Raw genomic sequence first — 15204 nt, forward strand, 5'->3', positions numbered from 1 at the left:
CATCTAACTGAGCAACCGTGCATATGACCTCTTTTCTCTGAATAAACTTTAACTGTTCGTTTTCCGGAATGACCAATGCGAACACCGTTGCCGCTAGACTCTCTATTTTTCCAGGCTTCTTGTGTTTCTTTTACTCCGTTCTCTCCTCTTCGCCAGTGGGATTTACTCGGATTGTAATTGGGATGCCATAGCACTACTTTCCTTGTTTCCAGCGTCAACAGGAGGAGCTGTATCATCAATTGAAACATCCCCTTGATTAGGAAGAGAACTCATGCTTTCAGCCAACCGAACAGCCCGCCGACTCCGAAGAATTTGATTTCAATAATTGGCATAACTGACTGCCGCATATACCAATATCCCTCCAACTATTACACAAACGGCGATAAGTCCGATAGGTCCTCCAAAAGAGGCTGATGCCGCCACTACTTGTAATAAAGCGGTGAAATGTCCATTAGCATCATAGTACCGGCTCGGCAGATAATACAACCCGGTTTCATTGTCATACCGGTATCCACGGTAGCAATATGGATTCTTCTGCCTTGGTATGAATGCTGCAAGAAAAAAACTTTATTTAATTCACACATGGATTTACCTCAATCAAATGTAACGTTATCATCATCAACTTCATATTCTTCAATTATAAAACCATTTGGATAGTCTTTAAATCCCTCAATGCTTTTATATTTTTTTATGGTTTCCTCTGCTTTTTTTCGTGACGAATAAAAACCAATCAGTGAGCCAGAATATACATTTTCATTTGATTCAATTATCACCTTATGCATAAGCTGATATACTATCATGTATCATCCATCCTTGTTTCGTTGTCATACCGATACTCTTTATACCTATAAGGGTTCTTTTGCCCAACAGTGCTTGCCAGACTTCCACCGATATTTAGCAGTTTTCCCCAGTTGTCATAGGTATAGGTTACCACCTCACTCACGTTGCTGTCAACAAGACCCCAACAAGACCGATGATGTCATTTTGCGCGTTGCGTTCGTAGTAGCACAGCGCCCCATTGAGCACCATATATACAAGATCGCCGTCTTTGTCATAGGTGTAGTGGATGGTGTCGGAGCCGTTCTTCGCCGTGACAAGCTGGTTTCCTTCTTCATGTGGTAAAAGATGTAGGATGCACAAGGTTATGCTTTTTGTTCTGTAGTCTTGTAGAAATATTTGACTTCGCTGTTCATGCCCAGACTTGTAAAGAGATCTGGGTGCATGAGTTTTGCCAGATACAACGGCTCTAGGATGTTTTCGACCGAGATGCTGGAAGTTGCTGTGGAGATGGTGCTTTCACCCTCAACAGCCAAAGAGGAACAGACTCTGAAAGAACTTGCCGGCATTTCCTATTTTGAGGTTGGCAATAGGTAAAGCTGAAGTTGTAGTACAAGGCTTTTGCCGTTTCGCCGGATGCTATGGAAAAAACTGTAGAGGACAAGGGCATTACGATTTTCACTTTTTGACTTTCTCTGCAAATACCTTGTCCGATTTTGGAAATACTTTATAATCTGGGAAAATACATCCTATGAAGATGCAATAATATACACCGGCGCCGTAAATTTTGATAATTCATCTTTCCGTATGTAAGGATTTAGGAAAGGTTCACTTTTCCCAGGCATTCCTATTACAGCAGGTGCGATAGGGGTGCGTTTTTGGATCGGTGCTATCCGCGGTGATGGTCATTTTCATTTTATAAAACACAAAAATTCCTCTTGACAAGAAACTGCATCTTTCGCTATAATAAGACCAAGATAAGCGCAGTGATTGCGAATTTATCAGTTGAATGGAATAATTTGTTTTTCTGTTACGGAACAAGGGCGTTCGGTAGGGTTTCCTACCGGCGCCATTTTTTTATATTTTCCGCAAATGAGAGGACTATTTTTTTGCAACAGCATGAATGAACTAATCAATAATAGTTTTACAATAAATGATACTATTAGCAAAGGGGTTTACTATGGATCAAGTAATATCAGCTATTGAGAAGATCAGAGCGCAGTTGGCACAGGCTTCCAAGGAATCCCCTACATATGAAAAGCTGGCTTATTATATTGACAAAAACCTGATGCGCATCATTTTTATGACGGCGAACGAGGTTGCGGCGGAGAACAATGTGAGCCAGGGAAGTGTTTCTAGATTTTGCACTTCATTGGGATATCGGGGATATAACGATTTTCTTCGCAATGTGCAACAATATGTTAGCAAGGAAATCACAGCACCGCAGCGGTTTCAGTATACGTCGCAAAACAACAATGATCACACCATCAGCAATATTCTGGAGATGGAGCACAAGAATATCGATGAAATTGAAGCACTGTTGCACCACCCCAACTATGAAAAGCTGGTGTCGCTGATTCTCTCTAAAGAGCATATTGTTCTTATTTCTGCACGTATGTCCGCTACATTGCTGCCTTATACCTGCTATTTATTCAATAAAATACGCGACGATGTCAGCAGTGTGACACCGTATCTTCCGCAGTGGGATACTTTGAATCTGCAGGATCCCCAAAAAACGCTGTTTCTCAGCTTTGCATTTCCACGGTATCCCAATGTGTTGCTTTCCAAAATGGAGGAATTGCAAAAGGCGGGGTTTCAGGTGGCGGCGATTACCGACAGTTTAATCTCTCCCGCCAGCGCGGTGGCGAATTTGACGCTTGCGGTTCCTGTGACCAGTTCCTCCATTTTTGATATTTACAGTTCCCCACTTCTGTTTATTAATCTGCTCATACGCAATGTTTCTAAACGAACACAAGGGTTGAGTGAACGCCTGCAATCCATTGAGCGTCAGGATGAGATACATGGTATTTATTACAAGCGCTAAACAGGCAGTTATATTAGATAGAAAGAGTGGCAGACAGTGAAGAAATATAACGCGCAGCTTCATGGATTACAGATCAACCGAAAACGGATGGATCTGCGTTTAAAAGAGCTTTCCGTTTTTGGCGGAAACAGTACAGGCGGCATTGACCGCAATTTTGGCAGCCAAGCGGACTTGCAAGCGCGTAGATGGCTGCTGACAATGTGGGAAAAAGCGGGTTTAGAGGTGCGGGTGGACGCGGCAGCCAATTTGTGGGCGCAGCGACCCGGCATGGAAAATCTGCCTCCGATCGTATTCGGTTCCCATCATGACACCGTGCCTAACGGCGGCGCCTATGACGGCGCGGCGGGAGTAATTCTGGCCACGGAAGTGGCACAGTGCTTAATCGAAAATGATATTCGTCTGCGTCATCCTTTTTCCGTTATTTCTTTTACAGGGGAAGAGCCGAATCCTTTCGGGGTCTCTACCCTGGGCAGTAAATTGCTCACTGGCAAATTGTTGCCGGAGCAGATGGCGGAATCCGTAAACAGCGAGACGGGAGAGTCATTGGCGGATGCGTTGGCTCATGCGGGCGGGAATTTTTCGCGCTTGGTTGCAGATCAATGTCAAGTTGGTGATTTGGCGGCTTTTGTGGAATGCCATATCGAGCAGGGTCGCGTATTGGAAAGCTGTGGACGCCCGTTGGGTATAGTACGGGAAATCACGGGCATTTACCGGGAAACGATTCATATTATCGGGGATGCAAATCATGCGGGAACCACGTTGTTGGCCGACCGGCACGACGCGTTGCTTGCGGCATCCGAATTGGTCTTGGCACTGGAAGAAGTGGTTTTGCAGTCGGGTCGAAACGACTTAGTCGGCACGGTGGGACGTATTTCGGTCTATCCAAACTCCACCAACATCATTCCAGGCGATGTCAAGCTGATTTTGGAGTTGCGCTCGCCGGATCGACAAGCAATCGACAAGGCTTTACTCCAATTGGAACCACGTTTGTGTGAGGTGATCCATAAACGGGATGTTCATATTTCACGCAAGGTTCTTTATGATCAGCCGCCCGTTCCCATGAGTGAGCAAGTACAGCAAATATTGGGGCAGGCTGTCTGTTCCCTAAAGGAAACCGCTCCGTTTGTAACCAGCATGGCGGGGCATGATGCTGGACATATCACCTCCATTGCACCGACGGGTATGCTGTTTGTGCGCACGCCGAACGGGCATAGTCATTGCCCGCGCGAACGGGCAGATTTGGATGATCTTCAGAAGGCGGGTGACACGCTTTTGACCGCGGTTTTGATGTTGGATGAGGAGCTGGATTGAAGATGAAAGAAGTGAAGGTGTTTCTGCCCGATTGTGCGTATATCGGCGATAAGGTCCAAAAAAATGTTGCAGTGGCGGTGCGCGCCGGTGTGATTGAGCAAGTGGGACCGGCTGCTGAAATTGCCGCGCGCTACTCGAAAGAGGAAACAATCTGCCTTTCCGGTCGGGTGTTATTGCCGGGCACGGTCAATGTCCACAATCACTCGTTTCAAAGTCTTCTGCGCGGGATTGCAGCCGACCGTCCCTTTCTTGAGTGGCGCGACCGCTCGCTTTACAAATATTCGCAGCGCCTGACGCCGGATGATCTTTACATAGGCGCGCTTTTCGCGTTCGGTGAAATGCTGCGTTGCGGCGTAACCACGGTCTGTGATTTCTTCTATGTGCATAACGACGGCACGGAAAGTGACGAGGCCATTATCAGAGCGGCAAAAGAGCTCGGAATCCGCTTGGTGCTGGCACGCACGATGTATGACTGGGACGGTGCGCCTGCGGGCTATGTGGAAACAATCGAGCAGGCATGTGACAATACGCGTGCGCTGGCGCACAAATATCAAGACGATCCGGATGTAACGGTGGTGCCGGCCCCCCATAGTTTGCACGCCGCCTCGGTGGAGATGGTGCAGGCGGGATGTGCGCTGGCCGAAGAACTGAACACGGCGTTCCACATTCATGTGGCGGAGGAGCCATTTGAGGTGGAGCAGGTGCAAAAAGAACATGGGGGACTTACCCCGGTGGAACTGCTCGATCGGATCGGCGTGGTCAACGAGCGGATGGTACTTGTGCATGGCGTCTGGCTTAAACCGGAAGAAATCGATCTGTTGGGTGCAAAGGGAGCAAAACTTGCATATTGTCCGTCGAGCAATATGTTTTTGGCTGACGGCGTCACCGATATTGTACGAATGCGCAAGGCCGGCGTAACGGTCGGGCTTGGCAGCGACGGGGCCTGCAGCAACAACCGCGTGAGCATCTTTGAGGAAATGCGGATGGTTTCCCTGCTGCAAAAAGCAACGACGCACGATGCGATGTGCGTTCCTTATGCAGATGCGTTCCGTATGGGTACCGAGTGGGGTGGAAACCTGCTCGGCCTGCCGGTTGGAAAAATTGAGGCCGGTTGTCGGGCGGATTTTGTGGGTGTCGATTTGAATGATCTTTCGATGCTGCCCCTGTCTGATTCCGGCGAGCAGCTTTTGCCCAATGTGGTGTATGCTATGCAGCCGACCGCCGTGAAAGACGTGTTCGTAAACGGGGAATTCCGTGTGCGGGATGGCGAACTGGTAACGGTACCGATCGAACGCATCGCGCAGTCTGTTCGCAGAATCACGCAAAACTGGTGATGCATCATGCATCGTTATTTAAAAGTATGAGGAGGATGATATCATGGAGTTAACACAGGAAGAACAGCGTATGCTCGATGGCGCATACGGATCGGGCACTGCGCTGGCAATGAAGATTCAGGTGGCAATTGGCGAAGCATTTCAAGCGCCCCGCATGGTGCCGGTAACCCGCACACATGTGGCATTAAGCAATCAAGAGGCCGATCTTTGGTTTGTGGAAAAGCTGGTGGCAGGCGGCGCAGTGTGTCGGGTTTCCCCCACGGTGAACCCGGGGTTCGACCTGGAATATTTCCAGTGCATCACAACGGTATCCCCGGAGGATGAAGCTATTATTCGTCGGACCCGTGCGGCTTACAAGGCCATTGGTGCTACGCTGACCTATGACTGCACCCCATATCTGCAACAGAATATTCCGCGGTTTGGTGAAATGGTCTCCTATTCCGAATCGAGCGCGACACCATTCATCAATTCGGTTTATGGCGCGCGCACCAACCGCGAGGCTGCGCAGAGTGCGCTTTGCGCGGCGGTGACCGGCGTAGCGCCGCTTTACGGCTATATGCTGGATGAGAACCGCAGAGGGCAAGCGTTGGTGCGGGTGGAAGCCGACATGAAAAGCGACTTCGATTACCAAATGCTTGGCTATTTCGCACCGGAGAAAATCGGCTTTCGTATTCCGGTATTTACGGGACTGCATAATCCAACGCCGGAAGCACTGATGAACCTTGGCGCGCAGCTCAACACCGGCGGAAACGTCGCAATTTATCATATTGTGGGGGTGACGCCGGAAGCCCGCACACTGGAGGATGCATTTCAGGGCAGTAAACCGGAGATGGAAGTGGTAATCACTAACGAAGATCTCCAAGGAATGCGCGAACGCCTGACGGATCAAGGCGGCAAAATTGATTTTGCGCTCTATGGCTGTCCGCACTTCACCATTCATCAAGTACAGACGGTTGCCGATATTGTCAAAGGCAAAAAGCTGGCGGTGCCACTTTGGATTATGACATCGTCGCTCACTAAGGAGCTGGCGGTTCGTATGGGCTTGCTTGACACACTTAAAGCGGCGGGCGGCGACATTGTGGCCGATACCTGCATGGACCAGCCATGTTGGAAGTTCCTTTATGGGAAGAAGGGCATTACGGATTCGCCGAAATGTGCATACTACACCAAGCGCCGGGATATGCAGTTTGTCATTACCAATCTGGAAGAGTCTGTGGAAGCTGCTCTTAAGGGGGAGATTTAATGGAAAAGACGTATGGCTGCCACAAAATTTCCGAAGGAAAGGCAGAAGGAGAAGCTCTTTTTTCTACCGATGCGCTCTGTTTTTATTTGGTCAACCCGGAATCGGGTGTCGTAATTGAAAAAAACCATTGTCTGTACGGCCAATGTATTTCGGGAAAAATTCTGATATTTCCAAATGGAAAAGGCAGTTCCGTGGTGCAGGCTGACGGCATGTATCAGCTGAAAATGAAAGGAACGGAGCCCAAAGCGATGATTATCCAAAACCCGGATACCACGCTCGTGGCCAGCGCCATTATAATGGAGACCCCGATGGTGGACCATGTGGATGAGGCGTTTTATAAGGAAGTAAAAAACGGTGATACGGTGCGGGTCGATGCTTCTTGCGGAACGCTGGTCGTAGAGAAATTTGAATCGTGAGCAAAGGGGAAAAGCAAATGAAACCTTGCATTTGGGTCATTGACGAGGAATGGCCGGATTATCAGATTGAAGAGAATATTTTAAAGCAGCAGTTTCCCGGCTGCACCATTCGATATTCCAATTACGATTATGCCGGTGATCTGGAAGCATTCGGTAAAGAAGCGGATGCAGTGCTCTGTCAGGTTTATGCGCACATTCCGCGCGAGACGGTGGAGCGTCTGGAAAAATGCAAAATCATCGCGCTTTTTGGCGGCGGGTATGACCGCATCGACGTCAAAGCGGCCGGTGAAAAGGGCATTCCCGTGACATTTGTGCCGGGATATTGTACGGAAGATCTTTCCGACTATGTTCTCGCCGGTATTTTCCATTTTAATAAGCGGCTGCTCTCCTATGGTAGCGCCGTTTCCGAGGGGTTGTGGGGTGCACAGGCGGTAACTGCGCCGGTACACCGTGTTACAGGTTCCACACTGCTGGTTGTCGGGGTAGGTCGAATCGGCACAGCCGTTGCAAAAAAAGCGCGCGCGCTGGGCATGAATGTGCTGGGATACGACCCATATGTTGACGCTGCGGAGATGGAAACGCGCGGTGCAAAAAAAGTGGAACTCTCCGAAGGGCTGGCCGCTGCGGATTATGTCAGTCTGAACCCCAAATATTATGAAGAAACCGATTCTCTGCTTGGGTGGAAAGAGTTCAATCAGATGAAGCCTACCGCCGTTATCATTAACACTTCACGCGGGAAGGTCATGGTTGAAGAAGATCTGATTCGCGCCGTGAAAGAAAAAGTGATTGCCGGCGCGGTGCTTGATGTGGTATCCAATGAACCGCCTGACCTCAAAGAACCGATCTTTGGAGTGGAAAATATCATTGTTACGCCACATATCTCCTATATTTCGCAAGAATCTTTTGCAGAGCTGAAGACTCGCGCGACTATGAATGTGGTAAAGGCGCTCAAAGGCGAGACGCTGACCGATTTGGCGCGCTACTGAGTTCTTTGCGTTTGACACCGGTTGCGACGGGCTGTCGATACTCGGGCAGCGTTTCACGGGCGGTGTTGAAATAAATATAAAAGCATAATTCCATTCAACCGAAATTCAATTACAGGAGGAACGAACATGAAAAAAACAAAAAAAGCACTTGCGGTGATCACTGCGTGTATGATGGCGGTACCCATCATATTCTCCGGCTGCGCAAAGACCGACGCAGGTTCCGGCACAAGTTCGGGCGGCGGCGCCTATGCAGGCACCATTACGCTGGGAATGTCATCTTGGATCGGGTATGCGCCTCTGTATGTGGCGCAGGAAAAAGGCTTTTTCAAGAAAGAAGGAGCCGATGTTAAGATTGAGACCATTCAAAGCGCGGGAGACCGTAAAGCAGCCCTGGCTTCCAACAAAATCCAAGGCATGGCAAGCACGGTCGATACGCATGTGATGACCAAATCAGCCGGTGTAGACATTACGCAAGTGCTGGCACTGGATACCTCCAGCGGCGGGGACGGCGTAGTTTCTAAGAAAACCATCTCCACATTTAAAGATTTAAAAGGCAAAACTGTGGCACTCGATACAACCGGCGGCGCGAGTTATTTCTGGTTCTGCTATCTGCTCAACAAAAACGGAATGACGCTTTCCGATGTGACGGTGCAGAATATGGGCGCGGGCGATGCGGGTGCGGCGTTTGTGGCCAATAAGGTGGATGCGGCTGTGACCTGGCAGCCGTGGCTGACCAAAGCACAAAGCACATCGTTTGGAAAAGTGCTGGTTTCCAGCTCCGAAACACCCGGCATTATCGTGGATTCTCTTGGTTTGCGCAGCGATTTTGTAAAGAAATATCCCAAGAGTGTGCAGGCAATTGTAAACGGCTGGTATGATGCGCTTGCCTATGCCAAAACCAATTCCGACGATGCGAACACCATTATGGGCAAGGCCATGGGTGAAACCCAAACTGAATTCGCCGCTCAGCTTTCCGATGTAACGTTTTATGATAAGGAAGGCAATGTCAAATATTTTGGTACCCCATCAAACAAAGGGCAAATCTATGATGTGAGCCAGAATGCATCCGATCTTTGGGTAAAGCTGAAACTGATTGATTCAAAAGTCGACCCCACCAGTATTATTGACGGATCGTTTGTAGGAAAATAAAGAAAAACGGGAAAATCAGTTGGAATTCGCTTCATGTGTATGGGGCGAATTCCACTTTTGAAGGATGGTTGCGAAAATGGAATCGAAAAGCACCGCCGTGTTGCAAATAGCCTCAAAGACGGAGCATAGACAGATGACGACGGCACAGTTGCTTGTAAAGTGTTTGGAGAGCGAGGGCGTTCAATACATTTTTGGTATTCCGGGAGAGGAAAACCTCAATGTTATCGAGGCGTTGGAGCATTCGTCCATTCGGTTTATCACCACAAGGCACGAGCAGGGCGCGGCATTTATGGCCGACGTTTACGGGCGCCTGACGGGCAAACCGGGCGTCTGCATGTCTACACTGGGCCCGGGTGCCACCAACCTGATGACAGGGGTGGCCGACGCCAATTTGGACGGTGCTCCGCTGGTAGCCATTACCGGTCAGGTGGGTACCGATCGGATGCACATCATGTCACACCAATATTTGGATTTGGTCTCCATGTTCCGACCGGTGACAAAATGGAATCGACAGATTGTGCGGCCGGATACGGTGATGGAGATCGTGCGCACGGCATTTAGCATTGCCGCCCGCGAAAAGCCGGGCGCGGTGCATATCGACCTGCCAGACAATATCGCGGCGATGCCGGTGGAAGGCAGTCCACTGCTCCAGAGTAAGCCGGAAACAAGCTTTGCGTCTTACGGCAATGTGGAAAAAGCGGCGATTGCGATTTCGCGCGCGAAAAATCCACTGATTCTCTCTGGAAACGGTTCGATTCGCAACCATGCTTCAAAAGCACTGTGTGAGTTTGCCGAGCGGCTCAAAATTCCGGTTGTCAGCACCTTTATGGGTAAAGGCGTGATTCCGTTCACCAGCTCGTATTCGCTGTGGACGACGGGTTTCTCCAACCACGACTATCTCAACCGCGTGCTTGAAAAGACCGACCTTGTGATTGCCGTAGGCTACGATTTGGTGGAATATTCCCCACGTAAGTGGAACAAGGACGGCCAAATTAAGATTGTTCATGTCGGCGTCAAGCAGGCCAGCGTGAACAAATGCTACCAACCTTCGGTGGAGGTGGTGGGGGATATTTCGGATTCCCTGTATGAGATTTTGCGGCGCTCCGCACGTGAGCAGGAACCGGTGTTTGATCTTTCGGTGCGCAAAGACATGCAGGCGGAATACGATTCTTACGCGGACGACGGCGCGTTCCCGATGAAACCGCAGAAAATTCTTTATGATGTGCGGCAGGTGCTCGGCGAAAACGACATTGTTGTCTCGGATGTGGGTGCGCATAAAATGTGGATTGCGCGTCATTACCATTGTTATAAACCCAACACCTGCATCATTTCCAACGGATTTGCGGCGATGGGCATTGGCATCCCGGGGGCGCTTTCGGCCAAGTTGGTGTACCCGGACCGCAAGGTGCTTGCCATTACGGGCGACGGCGGTTTTATGATGAACAGCCAGGAGCTGGAGACCGCCCTGCGGGAAAAAATCCCGTTTGTGACGTTGATTTTCACCGACTCCAGTTATGGCCTTATCAAATGGAAGCAGCAGCAGCGGCAAAGCAAAACTTCCTGTGTGGATTTTACAAACCCGGATTTCAAAAAGCTGGCCGAAGCGATGGGTCTAAAAGGGTATCGTGTGGAGCGGGCCGAAGATTTGGTACCGATTTTAAAGGAAGCGTTTGCACAGGATGTGCCGGCCGTAATCGACTGCCCGGTGGATTACGGTGAAAACATGCGGCTGACCGAGCGGTTGGAAAAGGAATTTTCATAAAGGAGAATAGCATGATGGATTTCAATCACGAGAGCAAAAACAGCATGTACATTACACTCGACAAAGGACTGCCGGTCATGCCGAAGTTTGTGGATGGCATTCGCCGGGCGCCGTCCCGCGGATTCCATTTGACTCCGTCGCAGACGGAGATTGCGTTGAAAAATGCACTGCGCTATATAGAGCCACAGTATCATGAGCAGCTTATCCCCGAGTTTTTGGAAGAACTGACTACCCGCGGCCGCATTTACGGTTATCGTTTTCGCCCCGAGGGCCGCATCTACGGCCGGCCGATCGATTCTTATAAAGGCAAATGCGTGGAAGGCAAGGCCTTTCAGGTGATGATTGAGAACAACCTTGATTTTGAAGTAGCATTGTATCCTTACGAGCTGGTGACCTACGGGGAAACTGGAAGCGTCTGCCAAAACTGGATGCAGTACCACTTGATTAAAAAATATCTGGAGAATTTAACGGAAGACCTCACGCTGGTGGTGGAATCCGGCCATCCGCTGGGGCTGTTTAAATCCCGGCCGGAAGCGCCGCGTGTATTGATTACCAATGCGCTGATGGTGGGCGAGTTTGATAACCCCACGGATTGGGAAATTGCCGAAGAGATGGGTGTGGCCAATTACGGTCAGATGACCGCCGGCGGCTGGATGTATATCGGACCGCAGGGAATCGTCCATGGCACATATAATACACTGCTCAATGCCGGCAGGCAGCAGCTTGGCATACCAAACGACGGCGATCTGCGCGGGCATCTGTTTGTCAGCTCGGGTCTTGGCGGCATGAGCGGCGCGCAGCCTAAGGCGATTGAAATTGCAAACGGCGTGGGTATTATAGCCGAAGTAGACGAGTCGCGCATTCAAACCCGGTTGAATCAGGGTTGGGTAGGTGTGCAGTCATCCGACTTAGCAGAAGTGTTTGCTATCGCGCAAGAACATATGCAGAAAAAGGTTACCATTTCCATTGCGTATCAAGGTAACATTGTGGATTTGTTGGAGTATGCGGTGGCGCACCACATCAAAATCGACCTGCTTTCCGATCAGACGTCCTGCCATGCGGCCTATGAGGGCGGTTATTGCCCGCAGGGACTGACGTTTGAAGAGCGCACGCGCATGCTGGCCGAAGACAGAGAACAGTTTGCCAAGCTGGTGGATAAATCGTTGCGCCGTCATTTTGAAATGGTAAAAGCCTGTGTGGAAAACGGCACCTATTTCTTCGATTACGGGAACTCGTTCCTGAAAGCGGTTTACGATGCGGGCGTCAAAGAAGTTTCCCGCAACGGCGTGGATGAAAAAGACGGTTTTGTCTTCCCGTCCTATGTGGAAGACATCATGGGGCCGCAGCTTTTCGATTACGGGTATGGACCGTTTCGCTGGGTGTGCTTAAGCGGCAAAGACGCCGATCTCGTCAAGACCGATCACGCCGCCATGAGCTGCATTGATGTCAATCGACGCTACCAAGATCGTGACAATTACAACTGGATTCGCGACGCTGAAAAGAACAAAATGGTGGTGGGCACCAGAGCGCGCATCTTGTACCAGGACGCAGAAGGGCGCATTGCCATTGCGCTGAAGTTTAACGAGATGGTGCGGGACGGAGAGATCGGCCCGGTGATGATCGGCCGCGATCACCACGATGTAAGCGGTACCGATTCACCATTCCGGGAAACTGCCAACATCAAAGACGGCAGCAACGTGATGGCGGATATGGCCGTGCAGTGTTATGCGGGCAACGCGGCACGCGGTATGTCGTTGGTGGCGCTGCACAACGGCGGCGGCGTGGGTATCGGAAAATCGGTTAACGGTGGATTTGGTCTGGTGCTTGACGGCAGTGAGCGTGTGGATAAAGTCATCAAAAGCGCGATCCTGTGGGATGTGATGGGCGGCGTGGCCCGCCGCAGCTGGGCACGCAACCCGCATTCGATGGAAACATCTATTGCGTATAATCGAAAATATACGGGTGGATCGCAGATTACGCTGCCCTATCTGGTGGACGATGTGCAGGTGGCGGACGCGGTGCAGAAACATCTGAAGGCGGACGCATGAACACGCTGGTTATTGCCCACGCTGCACAGCTTGCCACGCCGTTGGGAAAAACGGCGCGTTGCGGGGCTGAAATGCGGGCCATTCAGGTGATAGAGGACGCGGCGGTGGTTGCGCAGAATGGCATCATCACCGCGGTGGGGCCCTCCGCGCAGATTCTGGCGCAAACCGATTTGCGGGATGCAGAGATACTGGACGCATCCGGTAAGTGCGTGGTACCCGGATTTGTGGATTCCCACACGCACTTTTTGTTCGGCGGTTATCGGGAAGAGGAATTCTTGATGCGGCTTGCCGGAAAAGGCTATCTGGAAATTTTGGCGGCCGGCGGCGGCATTTTGGATACGGTGCGGCATACCCGCTCGCTGGACGAGGACGGTATGCTGGCGTTGGGGAAAAAGCGCTTGGATGACATGCTGTCCTATGGCGTGACGACGGTGGAAGGCAAAAGCGGCTATGGGTTGGATCGGGAAACCGAGCTGCGCACGCTGCGGGCGCTCAAGCACCTGAACCAAACGCATTCGGTGGATGTGATTTCCACATTCCTGGGCGCACATGCGGTGCCGGAGGAATATGCCGGGCGTGGGATGGCTTACATCGACTTTATCCTGCAAGATGTTCTGCCGTCTATTCGAGAAGAGCAGTTGGCCGATTTCTGCGACGTGTTTTGCGAGCAAGGCGTTTTCAGCGTGGAAGAATCGGAAAAGCTGCTCCAAAAAGCGAAAGAAATGGGCTTTGCCTGCAAAATTCACGCGGATGAAATGGAACCGTTTGGCGGTGCTGAGCTTGCGGCGCGGGTAGGCTGTGTTTCGGCGGATCATTTGCTGCGGGCATCTGAAAAGGGGATTTCCGCGATGGCAGAGGCCGGCGTGGTGGCTACCGTGCTGCCGGCGACAGCATTCTGCATGCAAAAACCGTTTGCCGATGCCCGGGCGATGATTGACGCGGGCGGCGCGGTGGCAATGGCGAGTGACTACAATCCCGGAAGCTGCTTCTGTAACAGCATTCCGCTGCTGTTTGCACTTGCCTGCATCAATATGCACTTGAGTGTGGAAGAAGCGCTCACGTCCATGACGCTTAACGGAGCGGCCGCCCTTTGTCGGGCAGACAGCGTCGGCAGCATTGAGCCCGGCAAAAAGGCGGATTTGGTGGTGTTGGCTGATCCAAGTTATCGTTTTCTGGTTTATCGCACCGCGGGCAACTTAGTTGAACGCGTGTATAAAAATGGAAGGCTTGCTTTCCAAAAAGGAATGCAGCCGGTGGAAACCGCTTCGTCAAGCGCTCTTTTGAAAGGAGACCCATCATGAGTCGGAATAAAAAATCCGTCGGCGTAAGGGAATGTCTCGGGGATTCGTTCACACCCAGAACAGAGATTTCCGGCAGATCCTACATTATTTTGGCGGTGGCCATGTTTGGCATCGTGCTTGCAATCTGGTCGATTGCAACATACAGCGGCATGGTGAATGTCCTGTTTGTGCCCACACCGGGCAAAACGCTGCAAGCCGCCGTTAAACTTTTTACACAGCTGGATTACATCAGCGATATCCGTATTACGGTCATTCGCGTGATGGTTGGTTTTCTGATTGCCGCGGTGATTGCACTACCGCTGGGTGTTCTGGTGGGTACCTACAGGCCGTTGGAAGCGCTTATTGAACCGTTGACTTCTTTTGCACGGTATCTGCCCGCCTCGGCGTTTGTGCCGTTGTTTATCCTTTGGATCGGTGTAGGCGAGGGCGCAAAATTTGCGGTTATTATTGTGGGCAGCCTGCCGCAGCTTCTGCTGATGGTGGCGGTGGATACCCGGAAAGTCCAGCACGATTTGATTGAAGTGTCGTATACGCTGGGTGTCTCCAAGTCCTCGGTGTTATGGAAAGTGATTCTGCCGGGAAGCATGCCGTCCATCATGGATTCATTGCGCATGGTGCTCGGCTGGGCATGGACCTACGTGGTGGTTGCCGAGTTAATCGGCGCCTCTTCCGGTATCGGATATATGATTATTCAGTCGCAGAGGATGCTTAATACAAGTAATATTTTTGTCGGCATTCTTTCCATCGGGGTGATTGGTCTGGTGTTCGATTTTGTTCTGAAGTGGCTCAACCGCGTTTTGTTCCGTTGGAACTGATCGCCGGAAAGGAAGGAA

15 protein-coding genes are annotated in these 15204 nt (G+C 50.8%); 12 read left to right on the forward strand and 3 right to left on the reverse strand.

Annotation, left to right across the window (positions count from 1 at the left end):
- The 3 genes from ABF463_RS05640 to ABF463_RS05650 form a co-directional block, all read right to left on the reverse strand.
- On the reverse strand, window positions 1-239 hold a 239-nt coding region (locus tag ABF463_RS05640), incomplete at its 3' end, for a hypothetical protein (protein WP_415532590.1).
- Between the two features lie 354 nt (window positions 240-593).
- Entirely contained in the window at window positions 594-800 is a 207-nt protein-coding gene (locus ABF463_RS05645) for a hypothetical protein (protein ID WP_415532591.1), read from the reverse strand.
- 139 nt (window positions 801-939) lie between these two features.
- Window positions 940-1140, reverse strand: coding sequence for a hypothetical protein (locus ABF463_RS05650; RefSeq protein ID WP_415532592.1), 201 nt, complete (start codon window positions 1138-1140; stop codon window positions 940-942).
- Window positions 1141-1221: 81 nt separating this feature from the next.
- On the opposite strand from ABF463_RS05650, the gene ABF463_RS05655 reads away from it, so the two are divergent.
- The 12 genes from ABF463_RS05655 (at window position 1222) to ABF463_RS05710 (ending at window position 15186) form a co-directional block, all read left to right on the forward strand.
- Window positions 1222-1374 carry a hypothetical protein gene (locus ABF463_RS05655; protein ID WP_415532593.1) on the forward strand — a complete coding sequence of 51 codons (153 nt, stop codon included), beginning with the start codon at window positions 1222-1224 and terminating at the stop codon, window positions 1372-1374.
- Between the two features lie 583 nt (window positions 1375-1957).
- Window positions 1958-2821, forward strand: a complete 864-nt coding sequence (locus ABF463_RS05660) for a MurR/RpiR family transcriptional regulator (RefSeq protein WP_415532594.1) — start codon at window positions 1958-1960, stop codon at window positions 2819-2821.
- Window positions 2822-2857: 36 nt separating this feature from the next.
- Window positions 2858-4132 (forward strand): Zn-dependent hydrolase, encoded by a 1275-nt coding sequence (locus tag ABF463_RS05665; protein WP_415532595.1) that lies wholly within the window; start codon window positions 2858-2860, stop codon window positions 4130-4132.
- A gap of 2 nt (window positions 4133-4134) precedes the next feature.
- Window positions 4135-5466: an amidohydrolase family protein gene (locus ABF463_RS05670; protein ID WP_415532596.1), complete on the forward strand. Its 1332-nt coding sequence runs from the start codon at window positions 4135-4137 to the stop codon at window positions 5464-5466.
- 43 nt (window positions 5467-5509) lie between these two features.
- Window positions 5510-6709: an aconitase X catalytic domain-containing protein gene (locus tag ABF463_RS05675; RefSeq protein WP_415532597.1), complete on the forward strand. Its 1200-nt coding sequence runs from the start codon at window positions 5510-5512 to the stop codon at window positions 6707-6709.
- Window positions 6709-7125 carry an aconitase X swivel domain-containing protein gene (locus ABF463_RS05680; RefSeq protein WP_415532598.1) on the forward strand — a complete coding sequence of 139 codons (417 nt, stop codon included), beginning with the start codon at window positions 6709-6711 and terminating at the stop codon, window positions 7123-7125. Before ABF463_RS05675 ends, ABF463_RS05680 begins: the two co-directional genes overlap by 1 nt.
- 17 nt (window positions 7126-7142) lie before the next feature.
- A complete protein-coding gene (locus ABF463_RS05685) occupies window positions 7143-8111 on the forward strand; it encodes a C-terminal binding protein (protein ID WP_415532599.1) in 969 nt (322 codons plus the stop codon).
- Between the two features lie 126 nt (window positions 8112-8237).
- On the forward strand, window positions 8238-9260 hold the full coding sequence (locus ABF463_RS05690) for an ABC transporter substrate-binding protein (protein ID WP_415532600.1): 1023 nt from the start codon (window positions 8238-8240) through the stop codon (window positions 9258-9260).
- Window positions 9261-9336: 76 nt separating this feature from the next.
- On the forward strand, window positions 9337-11022 hold the full coding sequence (locus ABF463_RS05695; RefSeq protein ID WP_415532601.1) for an acetolactate synthase large subunit: 1686 nt from the start codon (window positions 9337-9339) through the stop codon (window positions 11020-11022).
- Window positions 11023-11033: 11 nt separating this feature from the next.
- Window positions 11034-13070 (forward strand): urocanate hydratase, encoded by a 2037-nt coding sequence (locus ABF463_RS05700; RefSeq protein ID WP_415532602.1) that lies wholly within the window; start codon window positions 11034-11036, stop codon window positions 13068-13070.
- Window positions 13067-14371: an imidazolonepropionase gene (hutI, locus tag ABF463_RS05705; protein ID WP_415532603.1), complete on the forward strand. Its 1305-nt coding sequence runs from the start codon at window positions 13067-13069 to the stop codon at window positions 14369-14371. Before ABF463_RS05700 ends, hutI begins: the two co-directional genes overlap by 4 nt.
- The gene (locus ABF463_RS05710) at window positions 14368-15186 is read left to right on the forward strand and encodes an ABC transporter permease (RefSeq protein ID WP_415532604.1); all 819 of its coding nucleotides are present in this window, start codon (window positions 14368-14370) and stop codon (window positions 15184-15186) included. The genes hutI and ABF463_RS05710 overlap by 4 nt, the downstream gene beginning before the upstream one ends.
- Window positions 15187-15204 lie beyond the last annotated feature (18 nt).

It is taken from the genome of Ethanoligenens sp. (assembly GCF_047718355.1).
GTDB lineage: Bacteria > Bacillota > Clostridia > Oscillospirales > Ethanoligenentaceae > Ethanoligenens.

Coding starts and splice junctions, on each gene's coding strand:
- ABF463_RS05645 (WP_415532591.1), bottom strand. CDS start 800: ATGATAGTATATCAGCTTATGCATAAGGTGATAATTGAATCAAATGAA.
- ABF463_RS05655 (WP_415532593.1), top strand. CDS start 1,222: ATGAGTTTTGCCAGATACAACGGCTCTAGGATGTTTTCGACCGAGATG.
- ABF463_RS05660 (WP_415532594.1), top strand. CDS start 1,958: ATGGATCAAGTAATATCAGCTATTGAGAAGATCAGAGCGCAGTTGGCA.
- ABF463_RS05670 (WP_415532596.1), top strand. CDS start 4,135: ATGAAAGAAGTGAAGGTGTTTCTGCCCGATTGTGCGTATATCGGCGAT.
- ABF463_RS05675 (WP_415532597.1), top strand. CDS start 5,510: ATGGAGTTAACACAGGAAGAACAGCGTATGCTCGATGGCGCATACGGA.
- ABF463_RS05680 (WP_415532598.1), top strand. CDS start 6,709: ATGGAAAAGACGTATGGCTGCCACAAAATTTCCGAAGGAAAGGCAGAA.
- ABF463_RS05685 (WP_415532599.1), top strand. CDS start 7,143: ATGAAACCTTGCATTTGGGTCATTGACGAGGAATGGCCGGATTATCAG.
- ABF463_RS05690 (WP_415532600.1), top strand. CDS start 8,238: ATGAAAAAAACAAAAAAAGCACTTGCGGTGATCACTGCGTGTATGATG.
- ABF463_RS05695 (WP_415532601.1), top strand. CDS start 9,337: ATGGAATCGAAAAGCACCGCCGTGTTGCAAATAGCCTCAAAGACGGAG.
- ABF463_RS05700 (WP_415532602.1), top strand. CDS start 11,034: ATGATGGATTTCAATCACGAGAGCAAAAACAGCATGTACATTACACTC.
- hutI (WP_415532603.1), top strand. CDS start 13,067: ATGAACACGCTGGTTATTGCCCACGCTGCACAGCTTGCCACGCCGTTG.
- ABF463_RS05710 (WP_415532604.1), top strand. CDS start 14,368: ATGAGTCGGAATAAAAAATCCGTCGGCGTAAGGGAATGTCTCGGGGAT.